Origin of the sequence: Bacillus cereus group sp. N21 (genome assembly GCF_016483395.1) — a bacterium.
Lineage (GTDB): Bacteria > Bacillota > Bacilli > Bacillales > Bacillaceae_G > Bacillus_A > Bacillus_A pseudomycoides.
This window is the reverse complement of the sequence record NZ_JAEHBX010000012.1, coordinates 1-14,636: the sequence shown is the minus strand read 5'-3', so window position 1 is coordinate 14,636 and position 14,636 is coordinate 1. Positions and strand designations below refer to the sequence as shown.

Here is a 14,636-nt window from a genome sequence, read left to right as displayed (position 1 = left end):
TCCAAGATAATAACATTATAATACAGATAAAGTTGCTTATAGGTAATTTTAGTCAATAATTCAGAAATTGTTCATAATTTCACAAACATATTTTCCCTCTTTTCTCTGTTGAAAATACGAAAGTCGCTATTTTTCTTTTATATTTCCGCATGATATATACATAGTGAGGAGGAGATCATTATGAATGGTGTTGAACATTTTGCCAATACAATTATGAAGGAAGCATGTGCATTACAGGCATCCGATTTACATATCGTGCCGCGACAAGCAGATGCAGTCATACAATTGCGCATTGGAAAAGATTTAGTAACGAAGCATTGTATTGGAAAGGAATTTGGAGAAAGACTTGTTTCGCATTTTAAATTTTTAGCATCTATGGATATAGGGGAGAGACGTAAGCCACAAAATGGATCATTGTATTTACAAATTGAGGGGCAAGAAGTGCACTTGCGTCTTTCTACACTACCAACTGTGTATTTAGAAAGCCTCGTCATTCGTTTACACTTGCAAGCGTCGGTTCAACCACTTTCCCATCTTTCTTTATTTCCAAGCTCGGCAAAAACACTTCTCTCTTTTGTACATCATTCTCATGGATTACTCGTGTTTACTGGGCCGACAGGATCTGGGAAAACAACGACAATGTATGCTTTGTTAGAGGTAGCCAAAAAGGGACAAACACGTCGTATTGTTACACTGGAGGATCCGATCGAAAAGAGAAAGGATGGCTTGTTACAAATTCAGATTAATGAAAAAGCAGGTATCACGTACACAACTGGTTTAAAAGCGATTTTGCGCCATGATCCTGATATTATTTTAGTTGGTGAAATTCGTGATGAAGAAACAGCAAAAGGAGCTGTGCGTGCGAGTTTAACAGGCCATTTAGTAATGACAACACTGCATACAAACGATGCAAAAGGAGCTGTGTTACGTTTGATGGACTATGGGATTACGCGGCAAGAAATTGAGCAATCATTGCTTGCTGTGGCAGCACAGCGTCTTGTTGAATTGAAGTGTCCATTTTGCAAAGGGAAATGTTCGCCGTTATGTAAAGCAATGAGGCAAGTGCGGCAAGCAAGCGTTTATGAGTTGTTATATGGCCATGAATTGAAAAAAGCTATTCGTGAAGCGAATGGAGAGCGTGTAACCTATCATTATGAAACGTTGCAATCATGTATAAGAAAAGGATATGCCTTAGGCTTTTTAGAAGAGGATGTTTATGTTTGAACGAAAAGGGTGGCGATTACATGAGCAAGTCTTGTTATTAAGAAGACTTGGGGAATTGTTAGAAAAGGGCTATTCACTTTTGCAAGCATTAGAGTTTCTGCAGTTTCAGTTATCTTCTCAAAAACAAATTCAATTGCAACATATTGCAGAAGAATTAAAAAATGGTCGAAGCATTCATGATGCTTTTCACCAACTTATGTTTCATCCAGACATATTAAGTTATTTATTCTATGCACAGCGGCATGGGGATATTTCTTTTGCGTTGCAACAAGGAAGTGTACTGCTGCATAGAAAAGATAAACATCAAAAAGATATGATGAAAGTGCTTCGTTACCCGATATTTTTATCTTTTTTTCTATTAGGGATACTTGCTGTATTCAATTTCGTTTTGCTTCCACAATTTGAAACATTATATAGTTCCTTGCGAGCTTCTTCTGTTTCATTTACCGATCATATTATGCTCCTTATTCGAATGCTTCCGTACATGATTGGAGGATTTTTTCTCTGCCTCGTTTTAGGAACATGTATATATGTATTTTATATACAAAAACTTCCCCCAGTTCAAAGAATGAATATTATGATTCGTATTCCTCTTATAAAAACATTTCTTATTTTAACAAATTCTCATTATTTCTCTGTTCAATTAAGCGGCTTATTACAAGGAGGACTATCGGTACTAGAGGCCTTAACGTTAATGGTTGAACAAAAACATCACCCGTTTTTTCAATGTGAAGCCACTCGAATTGAAGAATTATTAATCGCAGGAGAACAGTTGGATTCTATTATTATGAAGAGCGGTTATTACGAGAGGGAACTGTCTTACGTGATTGCGCATGGACAAGCAAACGGAAACTTAGCGACAGAATTAGGAGACTATAGCGAATTAACGATTGAAAAAATGGAAGGAAAGATTCAACGTATTTTAGTCATTATTCAACCACTTTTGTTTACATGTATTGGCATAATTGTTGTTCTTATGTATTTAGCGATGATTATGCCGATGTTTCAAATGATGAATTCTATTTAGGAGGTAGTTTAAATGAAAAATGAAAAAGGATTTACTCTTTTAGAAATGTTATTAGTGATGGTCGTTATTTCAGTATTACTTTTATTAATTATTCCAAATGTAATTAAACAGCGCTCTTCCGTACAAGGAAAAGGTTGCGATGCATACGTGAAGTCTGTCGAAGCGCAAGTGCAAGCTTATCAATTAGAAAAGAATAAGATACCAACAGTAGATGAATTAGTGAAAGAAAAGTATATTACTTCTACAACGTGTCCAAAAGGGGAACCGATTAGTATTTCAAGTGAGGACGGCACAGTATCTGTTGGTAAATCGTGAAACAAAAAGGATTTACATTTTTAGAGATGCTTCTTGTCTTATTCATCATTTCTATATTAAGCGTCGTCACTTACTTTAATGTTGCTCCGTTATATGAAAAGCAAAAGGTAGAGCAGTTTTTGAAGCAATTTTCACAAGATATTTTGTATATGCAGCAGTTAGCTATAAACCGCCGGAATCTTCATATGCTGCGATGGAGTCCTGAGAAACATATGTACAGTATTTGGGAATCTGGGGATGAGCGTTCCCTTTTTATCCGGGAATATGAACGAGATATAAAAATTGATTTGAATACTTTTCCAAATCCAATGACCTATAATGCAAATGGAAATATAAACAAAGCTGGTACAATTCTACTTTCTTATCGCTCACGCACCTATGAAATTGTATTTCAACTTGGGAGAGGAAGATTTACGTATCGTGAAGTGTCAAAAAGGGTCGGTTATGCTGGAAATGCTTGTATCGTTAAGTTTATTAATGATGGCTGTGTCGCTATTACTTCCGCAAACACTCCTCATCATGCAAGAAAGAAAAAATATTCAATTTCGGTATAAAGCACATTCATTGTTGAAGAGGGAAGCAGCACTATATATGTATCAAAATCAGCTAAAGCAGCAAAAAGAGGAGGCGATAGATGGCGTTGTGTACTGGATACATTGGCGGGAAGAAGAAGTTTGTACAATTTGGAAAGATACCAAACAAAGAAGGATGGAACAATGTCGTCATGTCAAAAAGTAAAGAGGTAGAAGCAGGATTTACGTTATTAGAAATGATGTTATGTTTATTGTTTTTATCTATTTTCTTTCTTCTTGTGCCGCGCCTCCATAGTTTATTTATCGAGAAACCATATTCAAAGCAAATAAACAGTTGGGAATGGAATGTGTTCCTGGAACAAGTACAATTAGAGTTTCGAGAGAGTAAAACCGGGAAAGGTGTCGAGTTAGAGAATAAAGAAGCTCTAATACTTTTTCAAATGAGTAACGGTGCGAATGTAACATATGAAATGTTAGGAAATAATATCGTGAGAAAAGTAAATACGTTAGGAATGGAAATTCTATTACAAAAGGTAAATGCGGTTTCTTATGACTTAACACCTTATATGTTAATTATACATGTGCAAGATATAAGCGGTAAAATGTATCACGGTGTAGCAACGCGCTACACACCCATTGAGTTGAAGACATGAGAAAACAAGATGGTTTTGCGATGCCGGGAACGTTAATTCTTCTCTTCTTACTATTTTCATTCTTTATATATGAAATAAATATGTTGAAATCTGATCAAAGATTTTATAAGGAGGCGCAGCAAAAATTTTTGTTAGAAGAGATTGCTGATCAAGCAGTCTCCTCTATAAAGGATGATTTGCAGGAAAAAGAACAAAATGCTGTATTTTCGTTTCGATACGAAAATGGTGAAGCGAGCGGGAATTATGTATTTGAAAATGAAATTATATTTGTCGCATTGCAGTGTATGACGAAACAAAATCGCTCTTATAAAGTGAACTTTCAGTACGATAAAATAAATAAAAGAGTTATGAATTGGGTGGAAGAGAGATGAGGAAGAAGTTACATGACCATTACGTTTTGTTCTTGATAACAAATTAAGGACAAAACATTTTTTATTAATTTGTGCAAGTAGTATATAAAATAAACCACGTTAGCTTATCTTTCGTTATAATACAAATAATTAAACAGACAGAAAAGAGGTAACAAAATGAAATCCATTTACATAACAGGCTTTATGGGAGCCGGAAAAACAACAATTGGGAGGATGCTAAGTGAGCAACTCCATATTCCAGTTGTAGATACAGATCAAAAAATTGAAGAGAAGCAAAGGAAGGAAATTCGTGATATTTTTGCAGAAGAAGGGGAAAATGCATTTCGTCAATATGAAAGTGAAATGCTGCGTTCGTTATTAACGAGTAATGTAATTATTACAACGGGTGGTGGCATCGTGGAACGCGCAGAGAATCGTCAGTGGATGAAAGAGAATGGAACCGTCGTGTATTTATATTGTGATCCATATGTTATTGCAGAGCGCCTTCGTGAAGATACGACACGTCCATTATTTCAAAAAGAAAATATTGAGGCGTTTGTGGAGAAATTTGAGAACCGCCGGGCATATTATGAAGAAGCGGATATATATATTGATACGACAAATAAAAGTGTGGAAGAGATTATGGGGGAGCTACTGCGTAAGATTAATGCGTAAAAAAGTGGACATACTAATCAAGTAGAGGTGATGATATGTCTACTAATGATTATGTGCGTTTTATGACGCAACAATTTGTATCGTATATGGATGCTCCAAAAGAGGATCGAAAGCAAAAGAAAGAGCAGCGCCGTGCTGAAAAAGCGCCGTTTTTAAATAGATGGTTCGGTATGATGCCGCTTAGCGCTGCTTTGTTTTATCAAAACGTTAAGAAGAAACGAAAAAAATCAAGTTAATAAAAATTGGAATGATTTACCGCTAGTAATGATGCTGGGCGGTATAGTACAATTTTTGCGATGAGTGTATACTTGTCATCGATTCGACAGATAAACCTATAAAAATCCCCCTGTACATATATTGTACAGGGGGATTTTTATTATTTCTTATGATAGTTTTTAACTTATTGTGTAGATTCTTTCTGTTCAGTTACTGAGTGTATTTTATTATTAACCCATACAAATCCTATCCCAATACATATGGAAATTCCCCAGCCAACAGCGGTCATGATTGCTCTCATTTCACCATATCCTTCTACACCAAAAACAGAAATGAAATAGATTTTTAAAAAGCTTTTTAAAATGAATTGGAGACCAAAAAATAGTGTTAAATATTGCAAGGCTGGATATATGCGTTTGTCACGGTAAAGAGTGCGGCTCTTATCTCGGTCATGTCCTTGCAAGGCTGCGATATCAGCTGCGAAATATAACATGAGTGGTTTTTTAATAAAGATTGTACAGATGACAATGCATCCGAGTACGATATGATAATATGCGTCATTCCATAGCATTCTCTCAGCAGAACCAGATAGTAAGTCTACTGTCGTGTTAGCAATAAGGGTAATAAGAATAAAGAACCCTGTAACGTTGAACTGCTTTTCTTTCTTAAAGCAGTACAGTGTATAAAGAATTCCCGGTACTGAGGAAATAAGCATTGCATAATAAGGATCAATATGCGTTTTTGCAAATTTCCAAATGAGAAAAGGGAAGACGAGATAAAATACAATATCGAATATAGCTTTCTTATTTTGATTCATTTTGTGCCTCCTTAGTTATAGATATATTTTACAATACAATTTCTGAATATTGCACAAGATTAATTGATAATTGTAATCAAATTAAAATTATTTTAATTTAGTGTTGACTTTAATTTGATAACTTGTATATAATACAAATTGTAATCATTACAAATTAGAAATTAATCTCAATTAGCTTCAGGAGGATGAATATAGATATGACAAAACGTTTAGTAGGGAAACAAGCACCACGTTTCGAAATGAGTGCAGTAATGCCAAATAAAGAATTTAAAAATGTTAGTTTAGAAGAAAACATGAAAAATGATAAATGGACAGTATTATATTTCTATCCAATGGACTTCACCTTCGTTTGTCCAACAGAAATCATTGCACTATCTGATCGCTACGATGAGTTCGAAGATTTAGATGCGGAAGTAATCGGTGTTTCTACAGATACAGTACACACACATTTAGCATGGATTAACACAGATCGTACAAAGAATGGTTTAGGCGACTTACGTTACCCATTAGCAGCTGATACAAACCATGTTGTATCAAGCGAATACGGCGTGTTATTAGAAGATGAAGGAATCGCACTACGTGGATTATTCATCATTAGTCCAGAAGGCGAATTAATGTACCAAGTTGTACACCATAACAATATTGGACGTGAAGTAGACGAAGTATTACGTGTATTACAAGCATTGCAAACAGGCGGCCTTTGCCCAGCAAATTGGAAACCAGGACAAGAAACTCTATAATTTATAAGTCGTAGGAGGAATAGATAGAATGAAATTACGTGAACAAATGCCATCATTAGAAGGTGCAACAGAAATTTTAAACGACGCAGTAACGCGTGAAGATTTAATTGGAGATAAGCCAACATTAATTCACTTTTGGTCTGTAAGCTGTTACTTATGTAAAGAAGCAATGCCAGAAGTAAATGAATTACGTGATGAGTATGATGATCGCTTAAACGTTGTAGCAGTTCATATGCCTCGCTCAGAAGAAGATTTAGACTTAGCAGTAATTGAAAAAATGGCAGAAAGCCACGATATCATTCAACCAATTTTAGTTGATAGTAAACATGCGATCACAGATGCATTTGAAAATAAATATGTTCCTGCTTACTACGTATTTGATAAAGAAGGAAAACTTCGTCATTTCCAAGCAGGCGGCAGCGGTATGCCAATGCTTCGCAAACGTCTTGAGCGTGTACTAAACGAAGCGTAAGTTATAGTTTAGTAGAAATAAAAAAGATTGCCTCTAGCGTGGTAATCTTTTTTATTATATAATAATTAAAACGCTTTCATTTTTTAAAAATTTGTTCACAAAATTGACGAAAAAATACATTATTCCTATCGTCATGTTGTTTTATAATGAAACTAATCATCTATACATGCATACAATATTGTGAAATAAATAACATAAATAATCTATATAAATGTAAACGTTATCAAAAAAGAGAGGTGGAGACAATGAGTAAATTTTTCTTCAATCATAATCCAGCAACATTAGAGGACGGAAGGCTTGTAGAATATGCTGAAATTATTTATGGAGCAGGTGGCCGTTCTGTATTAGAAAATTTAATGGTGAAAGCATCTATCAGGTTGCGTGATCGTTATCCACATAAATCTGACGAACAGATCTCTCATCTCGTAAATCAAGGCTTACACGATATGTTTCAGAAATATGTGAAGGAATAAGAGGAGCGAAAAGCTTCTCTTATTTTAATGAATAAGGAATGCTTCTATAGCTGAAAATAAGGAGGAATTTAAAAGAGCAAGGAGTGAAAAAGATGAGTAATGGTGTAGGGCGTTCGAAGAAAAATCTTCCAACAGATGCAAACCATGTGAGTGCAAAAGATAGAGAATATCAAAAGCGAATGACAGAAAAGAAACAACAAGAACATAACGATGGTCGAAAGTATAATGGGAAAATATAAGAAAAGCTCCTTCTCATATGAAGGGGCTTTTCTTATGAAAAAAAATGGTTAGCGGTTACATAAAAGAGCCCACCATTTATAATTTGCATTGTAATACGCGGTTCATATTGCTCTTGTAATGCTTGTTTTTCTATGTCGTAGCTTTCGGGAAGTTCCTCGCTTTCTTCGTAAAATCGATTTAGAAGCGCTAAATCATGATTCCAGCGTACACGTGCTTCTTCAGCCCATGTATGATCATCTGCTGCAATGAGATTTTTTAATGCATCTTCTATCCGCTGTAATCCACTTTGCGGCTTAATAATGGGAGTAAGTGTAAAACTGAAATCTGGTATTTTTGGCGTGAGCCGAATTTTCGCTAGTGTTTCATGAAAATTTGTAATCATTGTTCCAGAAATAAGATGAATCCCGATGGAATGAAGCATATCTTTCTTTCGATCACATTGATAACATACTTTTACATTGACGCCAAGCCATGGATGAAGTGGTATATGAGTTGTACCACTTGAATTTACTTCTTCGAATAAACGTATGTAGGATCCCAGTTCTTTTGTTGTTTGGAAGATTTGATGCAGACGAGGAGAGCCATAGTGAATAAGCTCACCTTCTTCTTCATCATTCTCTGGATCCGTAATGAGAGTAAGTTGCATCGGATTTGGGATGCCACCCGTTTTCTCAAGGTAGTGCCAATAAAAAGGGCGATTCATCAATAGTTTATCCATTTCAATTGTTAATTGTACATCTAGTAGATGCGGGGAACGCCCCAAAATTTCACAGTCATTTGCTTGGAAAAAATTCCATAAGTAATTATGAATTTCATGTTGCTGCATAGCCTTGCACCTCAGCTTCGTTTCTCTTCGCAAAGTCGATGATAGATGTTAAATTTTCCATCTTAATTCGAATCTCTCCTTCGCTCTTTGATCCTGCGAAAATCTCTTGAATATGTGCATCGATATTTTTCATATTAATTCTTGTTAAAATCTCATCAAGTTCACCGATGACTCGCTCAAATAAATTGATTTTTTCATATAGAAGTTTCAAAATATGTTCTTCAACTGTATGTTTCGTTGCTAAGTTATAAATATGAACATCATTTTTTTGGCCAAGCCTATGGATACGTCCAATTCGCTGTTCAAGCCGCATTGGATTCCATGGTAAATCATAGTTAATCATATGGCTACAAAATTGTAAGTTAATCCCTTCACCGCCAGCTTCGGTTGCAATTAACACTTGCGCATGATTTTGGAAGAGCTCTTTCATCCAATCTTTTTTCCCCCGTTTAAACCCACCACGAAAAGGGACTGATGAAATACCGTGCTGTTTTAAAAACCATTGTAAATACATTTGCGTGGCTCTATATTCTGTAAAAATGACGACTTTATCATCAATTTCTTTTATAAGCTCCAGTGCTTGGTTTGCTTTTGTATTAAAAGGAATATGATTGATTTTATCCATTAAAACATCGATATATGGGTCTGGTATATAATTCTCATTTTCTTTTTGTCTTTTTTCTACATGCTTTTTGAGTGAATAATAAACTGCTTCACGGCTGCTACATACTTCTCGTTTCAAAGTTAATGATGAAAAGGCAGAGGTAAAAGCGTCTTGTCCTTTCCAATTTTCAATCGCATTGTATAGAGCCTGCTCTTCCTCATTAAAATCAACAAATATTGTCCGAACGTGCCTTTTCGGCCATTCGATACCTGTACCATTTCGCCGATTTCTTACCATCACTTTATTAATGAGTGCTTTTAAATCTTCATCTGACTCTGCTGAGCGATTTTTCGATGCATAATATTCTTCGAAGTTAGACTGATTGCCTAAATGTCCTGGTTTTAATAAGGAAACGAGATTAAAGATTTCATCAATTTTGTTTTGGACAGGTGTTGCAGTTAGTAATAAACAAAACTTCTTTTTAAGACGTTGTGCAAATTCATAGTTTTTTGTTTTATTATTTTTAAGTTTGTGTGCCTCATCAATAATGATGAGATCGTATTCCAAGTTTAAAACGATGTCACGATGCGGTGAACGCTTTGCTGTATCAATGGATGAAACGATAACGTCAGCTTGTTCCCACGAATAGCTTTTTCTCTGGGCAACAGCAGGAATAAAAAACTTTGTGTTCAGTTCATATGCCCACTGTGAAACGAGGGAGGCTGGAACGAGTATAAGTACTTTTTTTACAAGACCGCGCACCATGTACTCTTTTAAAATAAGACCTGCTTCAATGGTTTTTCCAAGTCCAACTTCATCTGCCAGTATCGCTTTTCCATTCATTTGTTCAATAACAGTTTGTGCTACTTCTAATTGATGAGGAAGCGGTGTGAAATGGGATAAATGTTTAGGGGCTTGCAAACCATCAAATGTAGGGACAAGCAATGATTCTTCTGTTTTATAGGCTAAATCATATAGTTCCCAATTTGTCCAAGGGCCATCTTCATCAATTCGTTTTAAGAAATTATTTTGCCATGTCCGATCTACGGAAATATCGACATTCATTGAAACTCTCCCACCTTCTGTAAACTAAAACGCTTATTGTTACATCCCTCACCAAAAATCCTAAATTCTAACATTTTAAGGTGAAGTTGTTTTTGTAAGTATAAGAATAAAAAATTCTAAATTATTTTTTATGCTAGAATATTGATGAAATAGATCGAAAAATGTTAGGATAATGGTGTGAAATGTGTGGAATCTTTCGTATTTTATCCAAGAAAGTACTTTTTTATTTACGCTTTCATAAAAAAATACATTGAGATTCCGTATATCCCATCTTTTCTGAGTGAAAAATGTTTAGATACGGGAAGCCAACTTTTATTGATTTGTCATAGACAGCATAAGGGGGAAAGAACATGATTACATTACAACGTACACCGCTATTTGATGTATACGCGAAGTATGGTGGAAAAACAATCGACTTTGGTGGTTGGGAATTACCAGTTCAATTTTCAAGCATTAAAGAAGAACATGAAGCTGTTCGTACAGCTGCAGGCCTGTTTGATGTGTCTCACATGGGGGAAGTAGAAGTAACAGGTACAGATAGTTTGGCATTTTTACAACGTGTTGTTACAAATGACGTTTCTACCTTAAAGGTAGGAGGCGCACAATATACAGCAATGTGTTACGAAAATGGTGGTACAGTAGATGATTTATTAATCTACAAACGTGGTGAAGAAGACTACTTATTAGTAATCAACGCATCGAATATCGAAAAAGATTACGAGTGGTTAGCAAGTCATGTCATTGGCAATACGAAAGTAGTCAATGTTTCTAGTGAAATTGCACAACTTGCAATTCAAGGTCCAAAAGCAGAAGGCATTTTACAAAAAGTTGTGTCAGAAGATTTAAAAGAAATTAAGTTCTTTAAATTTAAAAATGATGTTCTTGTAGATGGAACTCCTGCACTTGTATCTCGTACAGGTTACACAGGTGAAGACGGATTTGAAATTTACTGCAAGAGTGAAGATGCTCCAAAACTTTGGGAGAAACTTCTTGAAGCTGGAGCAGAAGACGGCTTAAAACCATGTGGTTTGGGAGCACGTGACACACTTCGTTTTGAAGCGACACTTCCACTTTATGGTCAAGAACTATCAAAAGATATTACACCAATTGAAGCTGGAATTGGTTTTGCAGTAAAAACAAATAAAGAGGCAGATTTCTTTGGAAAAGAAACATTAAAAGAATACAAAGAAAACGGTGCACCTCGTAAATTAGTCGGCATCGAAGTAATTGAACGCGGTATTCCTCGTACGCATTATCCTGTATATGTAGGCGAAGAAAAAATCGGGGAAGTTACAAGTGGTACACAATCTCCAACGTTAAAGAAAAGCATTGGTTTAGCATTAGTTGATGTAAAATACGCAGCAGTTGATACAGAAGTAGAAATTGAGATTCGTAATAAACGCGTTAAAGCAGTAGTCGTTCCAACACCATTTTACAAACGTTCAAAGTAACGGGGAGAGGGGTAGATTTCATGTTGCATCGTTATCTTCCAATGACAGAAGAAGACAAAAAAGAAATGTTACAAACGATCGGCGTTCCAACGATCGATGAATTATTTTCTGATATTCCAGAAAGTGTTCGTTTCAAAGGGGATTTAAAGATTAAACAAGCAAAGTCAGAACCAGAGCTTTTAAAAGAACTGTCTGATATGGCTCGTAAAAATGCTAACTTAAAAGAATACGCTTCTTTCTTAGGAGCAGGTGTATACGATCACCACGCTCCAGTAATTGTTGATCATGTTATTTCTCGTTCAGAATTTTATACAGCTTATACGCCATACCAACCAGAAATTTCACAAGGGGAATTACAAGCGATTTTTGAATTCCAAACAATGATTTGTGAATTAACTGGAATGGATGTAGCAAACTCCTCTATGTATGACGGAGGTACAGCGTTAGCAGAAGCGGCAATGTTAGCAGCTGGTCATACGCGCAAAAAGAAAATTCTTGTTTCTAAAGCAGTTCATCCAGAATCAAGAGCAGTACTTGAAACATATGCAAAAGGTCAACATCTTGAAGTTGTTGAAATTGATCATAAAGATGGTGTAACAGATTTAGATGTATTACAAAGTGAAGTAGATGATACAGTCGCTTGCGTAATCGTTCAATATCCAAACTTCTTTGGACAGGTGGAAAGATTAGCTGATATTGAGAAAATTGTTCATCAGCAAAAGTCATTATTTATCGTTTCTTCAAACCCATTATCATTAGGCGCTTTAACACCACCAGGTAAATTTGGTGCTGATATTGTAATTGGTGATGCACAACCATTTGGTATCCCAACACAGTTTGGTGGACCACACTGCGGTTATTTTGCAACAACGAAAGCATTTATGCGTAAAATCCCAGGACGTCTTGTCGGACAAACTGTGGATTCAGACGGCAAACGTGGCTTCGTATTAACATTGCAAGCTCGTGAACAACATATTCGTCGTGACAAAGCGACATCTAACATTTGTTCAAACCAAGCGTTAAATGCATTAGCAGCGTCTGTTGCAATGACAGCACTTGGAAGACAAGGTGTGAAAGAAATGGCACGTCAAAACATTTCTAAAGCGCAATATGCAAAACGCCAATTTGAGGAAAAAGGATTTACAGTAACATTTGCTGGACCATTCTTCAATGAATTTGTTGTAGATTGCAAACGTCCAGTACAAGAAGTAAATGATGCATTAGTACAAAAGAATATTATCGGTGGTTACGACTTAGGCCGTGATTATAAAGAATTAACAAATCATATGCTTCTAGCGGTAACAGAACTTCGTACAAAAGAAGAAATTGACATACTTGTAAACGAAATGGGGGCTATCCAATGAAGAACCAAGATCAAGCACTTATTTTTGAAATGAGTAGAGAAGGACGCGTAGGATATAGCTTACCCCAATTAGATGTAGAAGAAGTGAAATTAGAAGATGTGTTTGAGAGCGATTATATCCGTACTGAAGATGCAGAGCTTCCAGAAGTATCTGAACTTGATATTATGCGCCATTACACAGCACTTTCAAACCGTAACCACGGCGTTGATTCTGGATTTTATCCATTAGGATCTTGTACGATGAAGTACAATCCAAAAATCAACGAAAACGTGGCTCGTTTCCCAGGCTTTGCACACATTCATCCGCTTCAAGATGAAAAAACAGTGCAAGGTGCAATGGAATTAATGTACGACTTACAAGAACATTTAATCGAAATTACAGGTATGGATACTGTAACACTTCAACCAGCAGCTGGTGCACATGGGGAATGGACAGGATTAATGTTAATCCGTGCATATCATGAAGCAAACGGTGATTATAACCGTACAAAAGTTATCGTTCCTGACTCTGCGCACGGAACAAACCCAGCATCTGCAACAGTAGCAGGTTTTGAAACAATTACAGTAAAATCAAATGAACACGGTCTTGTTGACTTAGAAGATTTAAAACGTGTTGTGAACGAAGAAACAGCAGCACTTATGTTAACAAATCCAAATACACTTGGTTTATTTGAAGAGAATATTTTAGAGATGGCAGAAATCGTTCATAATGCAGGCGGTAAATTGTATTATGATGGTGCAAACTTAAATGCGGTATTAAGTCAAGCACGTCCTGGAGATATGGGATTTGACGTTGTGCATTTAAATCTTCATAAAACATTTACAGGTCCGCATGGCGGCGGTGGCCCAGGTTCTGGTCCAGTAGGTGTAAAAGCTGATTTAATTCCATTTTTACCAAAACCAATTTTAGAGAAAACAGAAAATGGTTATCACTTTAACTACGATCGTCCACAAGCAATTGGACGCGTGAAACCATTCTATGGAAACTTTGGTATCAACGTTCGTGCTTATACGTATATTCGTTCTATGGGGCCAGATGGACTACGTGCAGTAACAGAATATGCTGTATTAAATGCAAACTATATGATGAGAAGATTAGCGCCGTTCTATGATCTTCCATTTGATAGACATTGTAAGCATGAATTTGTATTATCAGGTCGCCGTCAAAAGAAACTTGGTGTACGTACACTAGACATCGCAAAACGTCTGCTTGATTTTGGTTACCATCCACCAACAATTTACTTCCCATTAAATGTGGAAGAATGTATTATGATTGAACCAACAGAAACAGAGTCAAAAGAAACATTAGACGGTTTCATCGATAAGATGATTCAAATCGCAAAAGAAGCAGAAGAAAATCCAGAAGTTGTACAAGAAGCACCACATACGACGGTAATTAAACGTCTAGACGAAACAATGGCTGCACGTAAACCGATTTTACGTTATCAAAAGCCAGCTCCTGTACAAGTTTGAGTAAATGTAAAATGAAAAGAACTCGCTATATGAAGTGACCCTTGTCAAGTAGACTGTATTCAAAAAGCACAACTAAGTAACCTGAGTTCTATATTTATATGGACTCAGGTTATTTAATT

18 protein-coding genes and 1 pseudogene are annotated in these 14,636 nt (G+C 36.0%); 16 read left to right on the top strand and 3 right to left on the bottom strand.

The features are described from left to right. Nucleotides 1-180: 180 nt before the first annotated feature. The 9 genes and pseudogenes from comGA (at nucleotide 181) to JDS96_RS09210 (ending at nucleotide 5,013) form a co-directional block, all read left to right on the top strand. Nucleotides 181-1,224 (top strand): competence type IV pilus ATPase ComGA, encoded by a 1,044-nt coding sequence (gene comGA, locus JDS96_RS09245; protein WP_199666652.1) that lies wholly within the window; start codon nucleotides 181-183, stop codon nucleotides 1,222-1,224. Beyond that, nucleotides 1,211-2,251: a competence type IV pilus assembly protein ComGB gene (comGB, locus tag JDS96_RS09240; RefSeq protein ID WP_026008570.1), complete on the top strand. Its 1,041-nt coding sequence runs from the start codon at nucleotides 1,211-1,213 to the stop codon at nucleotides 2,249-2,251. The genes comGA and comGB overlap by 14 nt, the downstream gene beginning before the upstream one ends. A gap of 12 nt (nucleotides 2,252-2,263) precedes the next feature. Next, nucleotides 2,264-2,566 (top strand): competence type IV pilus major pilin ComGC, encoded by a 303-nt coding sequence (comGC, locus tag JDS96_RS09235; protein WP_003200417.1) that lies wholly within the window; start codon nucleotides 2,264-2,266, stop codon nucleotides 2,564-2,566. Further along, nucleotides 2,563-3,006, top strand: a pseudogene (comGD, locus tag JDS96_RS09230) (competence type IV pilus minor pilin ComGD); the annotation flags it as partial. The gene comGC and the pseudogene comGD, both read left to right, overlap by 4 nt. Then, nucleotides 2,987-3,304: a competence type IV pilus minor pilin ComGE gene (gene comGE, locus JDS96_RS31975; RefSeq protein ID WP_231398946.1), complete on the top strand. Its 318-nt coding sequence runs from the start codon at nucleotides 2,987-2,989 to the stop codon at nucleotides 3,302-3,304. The pseudogene comGD and the gene comGE, both read left to right, overlap by 20 nt. Then, nucleotides 3,201-3,752, top strand: a complete 552-nt coding sequence (gene comGF / locus JDS96_RS09225) for a competence type IV pilus minor pilin ComGF (protein WP_242479882.1) — start codon at nucleotides 3,201-3,203, stop codon at nucleotides 3,750-3,752. Before comGE ends, comGF begins: the two co-directional genes overlap by 104 nt. Beyond that, nucleotides 3,749-4,123 carry a competence type IV pilus minor pilin ComGG gene (gene comGG / locus JDS96_RS09220; protein ID WP_018765812.1) on the top strand — a complete coding sequence of 125 codons (375 nt, stop codon included), beginning with the start codon at nucleotides 3,749-3,751 and terminating at the stop codon, nucleotides 4,121-4,123. The genes comGF and comGG overlap by 4 nt, the downstream gene beginning before the upstream one ends. 156 nt (nucleotides 4,124-4,279) lie before the next feature. After that, nucleotides 4,280-4,777 carry a shikimate kinase gene (locus JDS96_RS09215; protein ID WP_003200427.1) on the top strand — a complete coding sequence of 166 codons (498 nt, stop codon included), beginning with the start codon at nucleotides 4,280-4,282 and terminating at the stop codon, nucleotides 4,775-4,777. 35 nt (nucleotides 4,778-4,812) lie between these two features. Next, on the top strand, nucleotides 4,813-5,013 hold the full coding sequence (locus tag JDS96_RS09210) for a YqzE family protein (RefSeq protein ID WP_016116311.1): 201 nt from the start codon (nucleotides 4,813-4,815) through the stop codon (nucleotides 5,011-5,013). A gap of 164 nt (nucleotides 5,014-5,177) precedes the next feature. Here the strand turns inward: JDS96_RS09210 and JDS96_RS09205 are convergent, their stop codons facing one another. Further along, a complete protein-coding gene (locus JDS96_RS09205) occupies nucleotides 5,178-5,810 on the bottom strand; it encodes a VC0807 family protein (protein WP_003200259.1) in 633 nt (210 codons plus the stop codon). A gap of 197 nt (nucleotides 5,811-6,007) precedes the next feature. Here JDS96_RS09205 and JDS96_RS09200 point away from each other — a divergent pair, with 197 nt between their 5' ends. The 4 genes from JDS96_RS09200 (at nucleotide 6,008) to JDS96_RS09185 (ending at nucleotide 7,734) form a co-directional block, all read left to right on the top strand. Then, a complete protein-coding gene (locus JDS96_RS09200) occupies nucleotides 6,008-6,550 on the top strand; it encodes a peroxiredoxin (RefSeq protein WP_016116309.1) in 543 nt (180 codons plus the stop codon). 28 nt (nucleotides 6,551-6,578) lie between these two features. Continuing rightward, on the top strand, nucleotides 6,579-7,022 hold the full coding sequence (locus JDS96_RS09195) for a TlpA disulfide reductase family protein (protein WP_199666651.1): 444 nt from the start codon (nucleotides 6,579-6,581) through the stop codon (nucleotides 7,020-7,022). A gap of 245 nt (nucleotides 7,023-7,267) precedes the next feature. Then, nucleotides 7,268-7,495: a hypothetical protein gene (locus JDS96_RS09190; RefSeq protein WP_003200265.1), complete on the top strand. Its 228-nt coding sequence runs from the start codon at nucleotides 7,268-7,270 to the stop codon at nucleotides 7,493-7,495. A 92-nt stretch (nucleotides 7,496-7,587) separates the two neighbouring features. After that, nucleotides 7,588-7,734, top strand: coding sequence for a hypothetical protein (locus JDS96_RS09185; protein WP_016116306.1), 147 nt, complete (start codon nucleotides 7,588-7,590; stop codon nucleotides 7,732-7,734). Nucleotides 7,735-7,766: 32 nt separating this feature from the next. On the opposite strand, the gene JDS96_RS09180 is transcribed toward JDS96_RS09185, so the two are convergent. Together JDS96_RS09180 and JDS96_RS09175 are read right to left on the bottom strand one after the other, a co-directional pair. Next, nucleotides 7,767-8,561, bottom strand: a complete 795-nt coding sequence (locus JDS96_RS09180; RefSeq protein WP_018765810.1) for a YqhG family protein — start codon at nucleotides 8,559-8,561, stop codon at nucleotides 7,767-7,769. Continuing rightward, nucleotides 8,548-10,230, bottom strand: a complete 1,683-nt coding sequence (locus JDS96_RS09175) for a DEAD/DEAH box helicase (RefSeq protein ID WP_003200271.1) — start codon at nucleotides 10,228-10,230, stop codon at nucleotides 8,548-8,550. Before JDS96_RS09175 ends, JDS96_RS09180 begins: the two co-directional genes overlap by 14 nt. A 350-nt stretch (nucleotides 10,231-10,580) precedes the next feature. Here JDS96_RS09175 and gcvT point away from each other — a divergent pair, with 350 nt between their 5' ends. The 3 genes from gcvT to gcvPB are packed head-to-tail and all read left to right on the top strand — an operon-like array spanning nucleotide 10,581 to nucleotide 14,517. Beyond that, complete coding sequence (gcvT, locus tag JDS96_RS09170) at nucleotides 10,581-11,681, top strand: glycine cleavage system aminomethyltransferase GcvT (protein WP_003200273.1); 1,101 nt, start codon at nucleotides 10,581-10,583, stop codon at nucleotides 11,679-11,681. 20 nt (nucleotides 11,682-11,701) lie between these two features. After that, nucleotides 11,702-13,045, top strand: coding sequence for an aminomethyl-transferring glycine dehydrogenase subunit 1 (gene gcvPA, locus JDS96_RS09165; RefSeq protein ID WP_199666650.1), 1,344 nt, complete (start codon nucleotides 11,702-11,704; stop codon nucleotides 13,043-13,045). Then, a complete protein-coding gene (gene gcvPB, locus JDS96_RS09160) occupies nucleotides 13,042-14,517 on the top strand; it encodes an aminomethyl-transferring glycine dehydrogenase subunit 2 (RefSeq protein ID WP_018765808.1) in 1,476 nt (491 codons plus the stop codon). Before gcvPA ends, gcvPB begins: the two co-directional genes overlap by 4 nt. The last annotated feature ends 119 nt before the right edge of the window (nucleotides 14,518-14,636 follow it).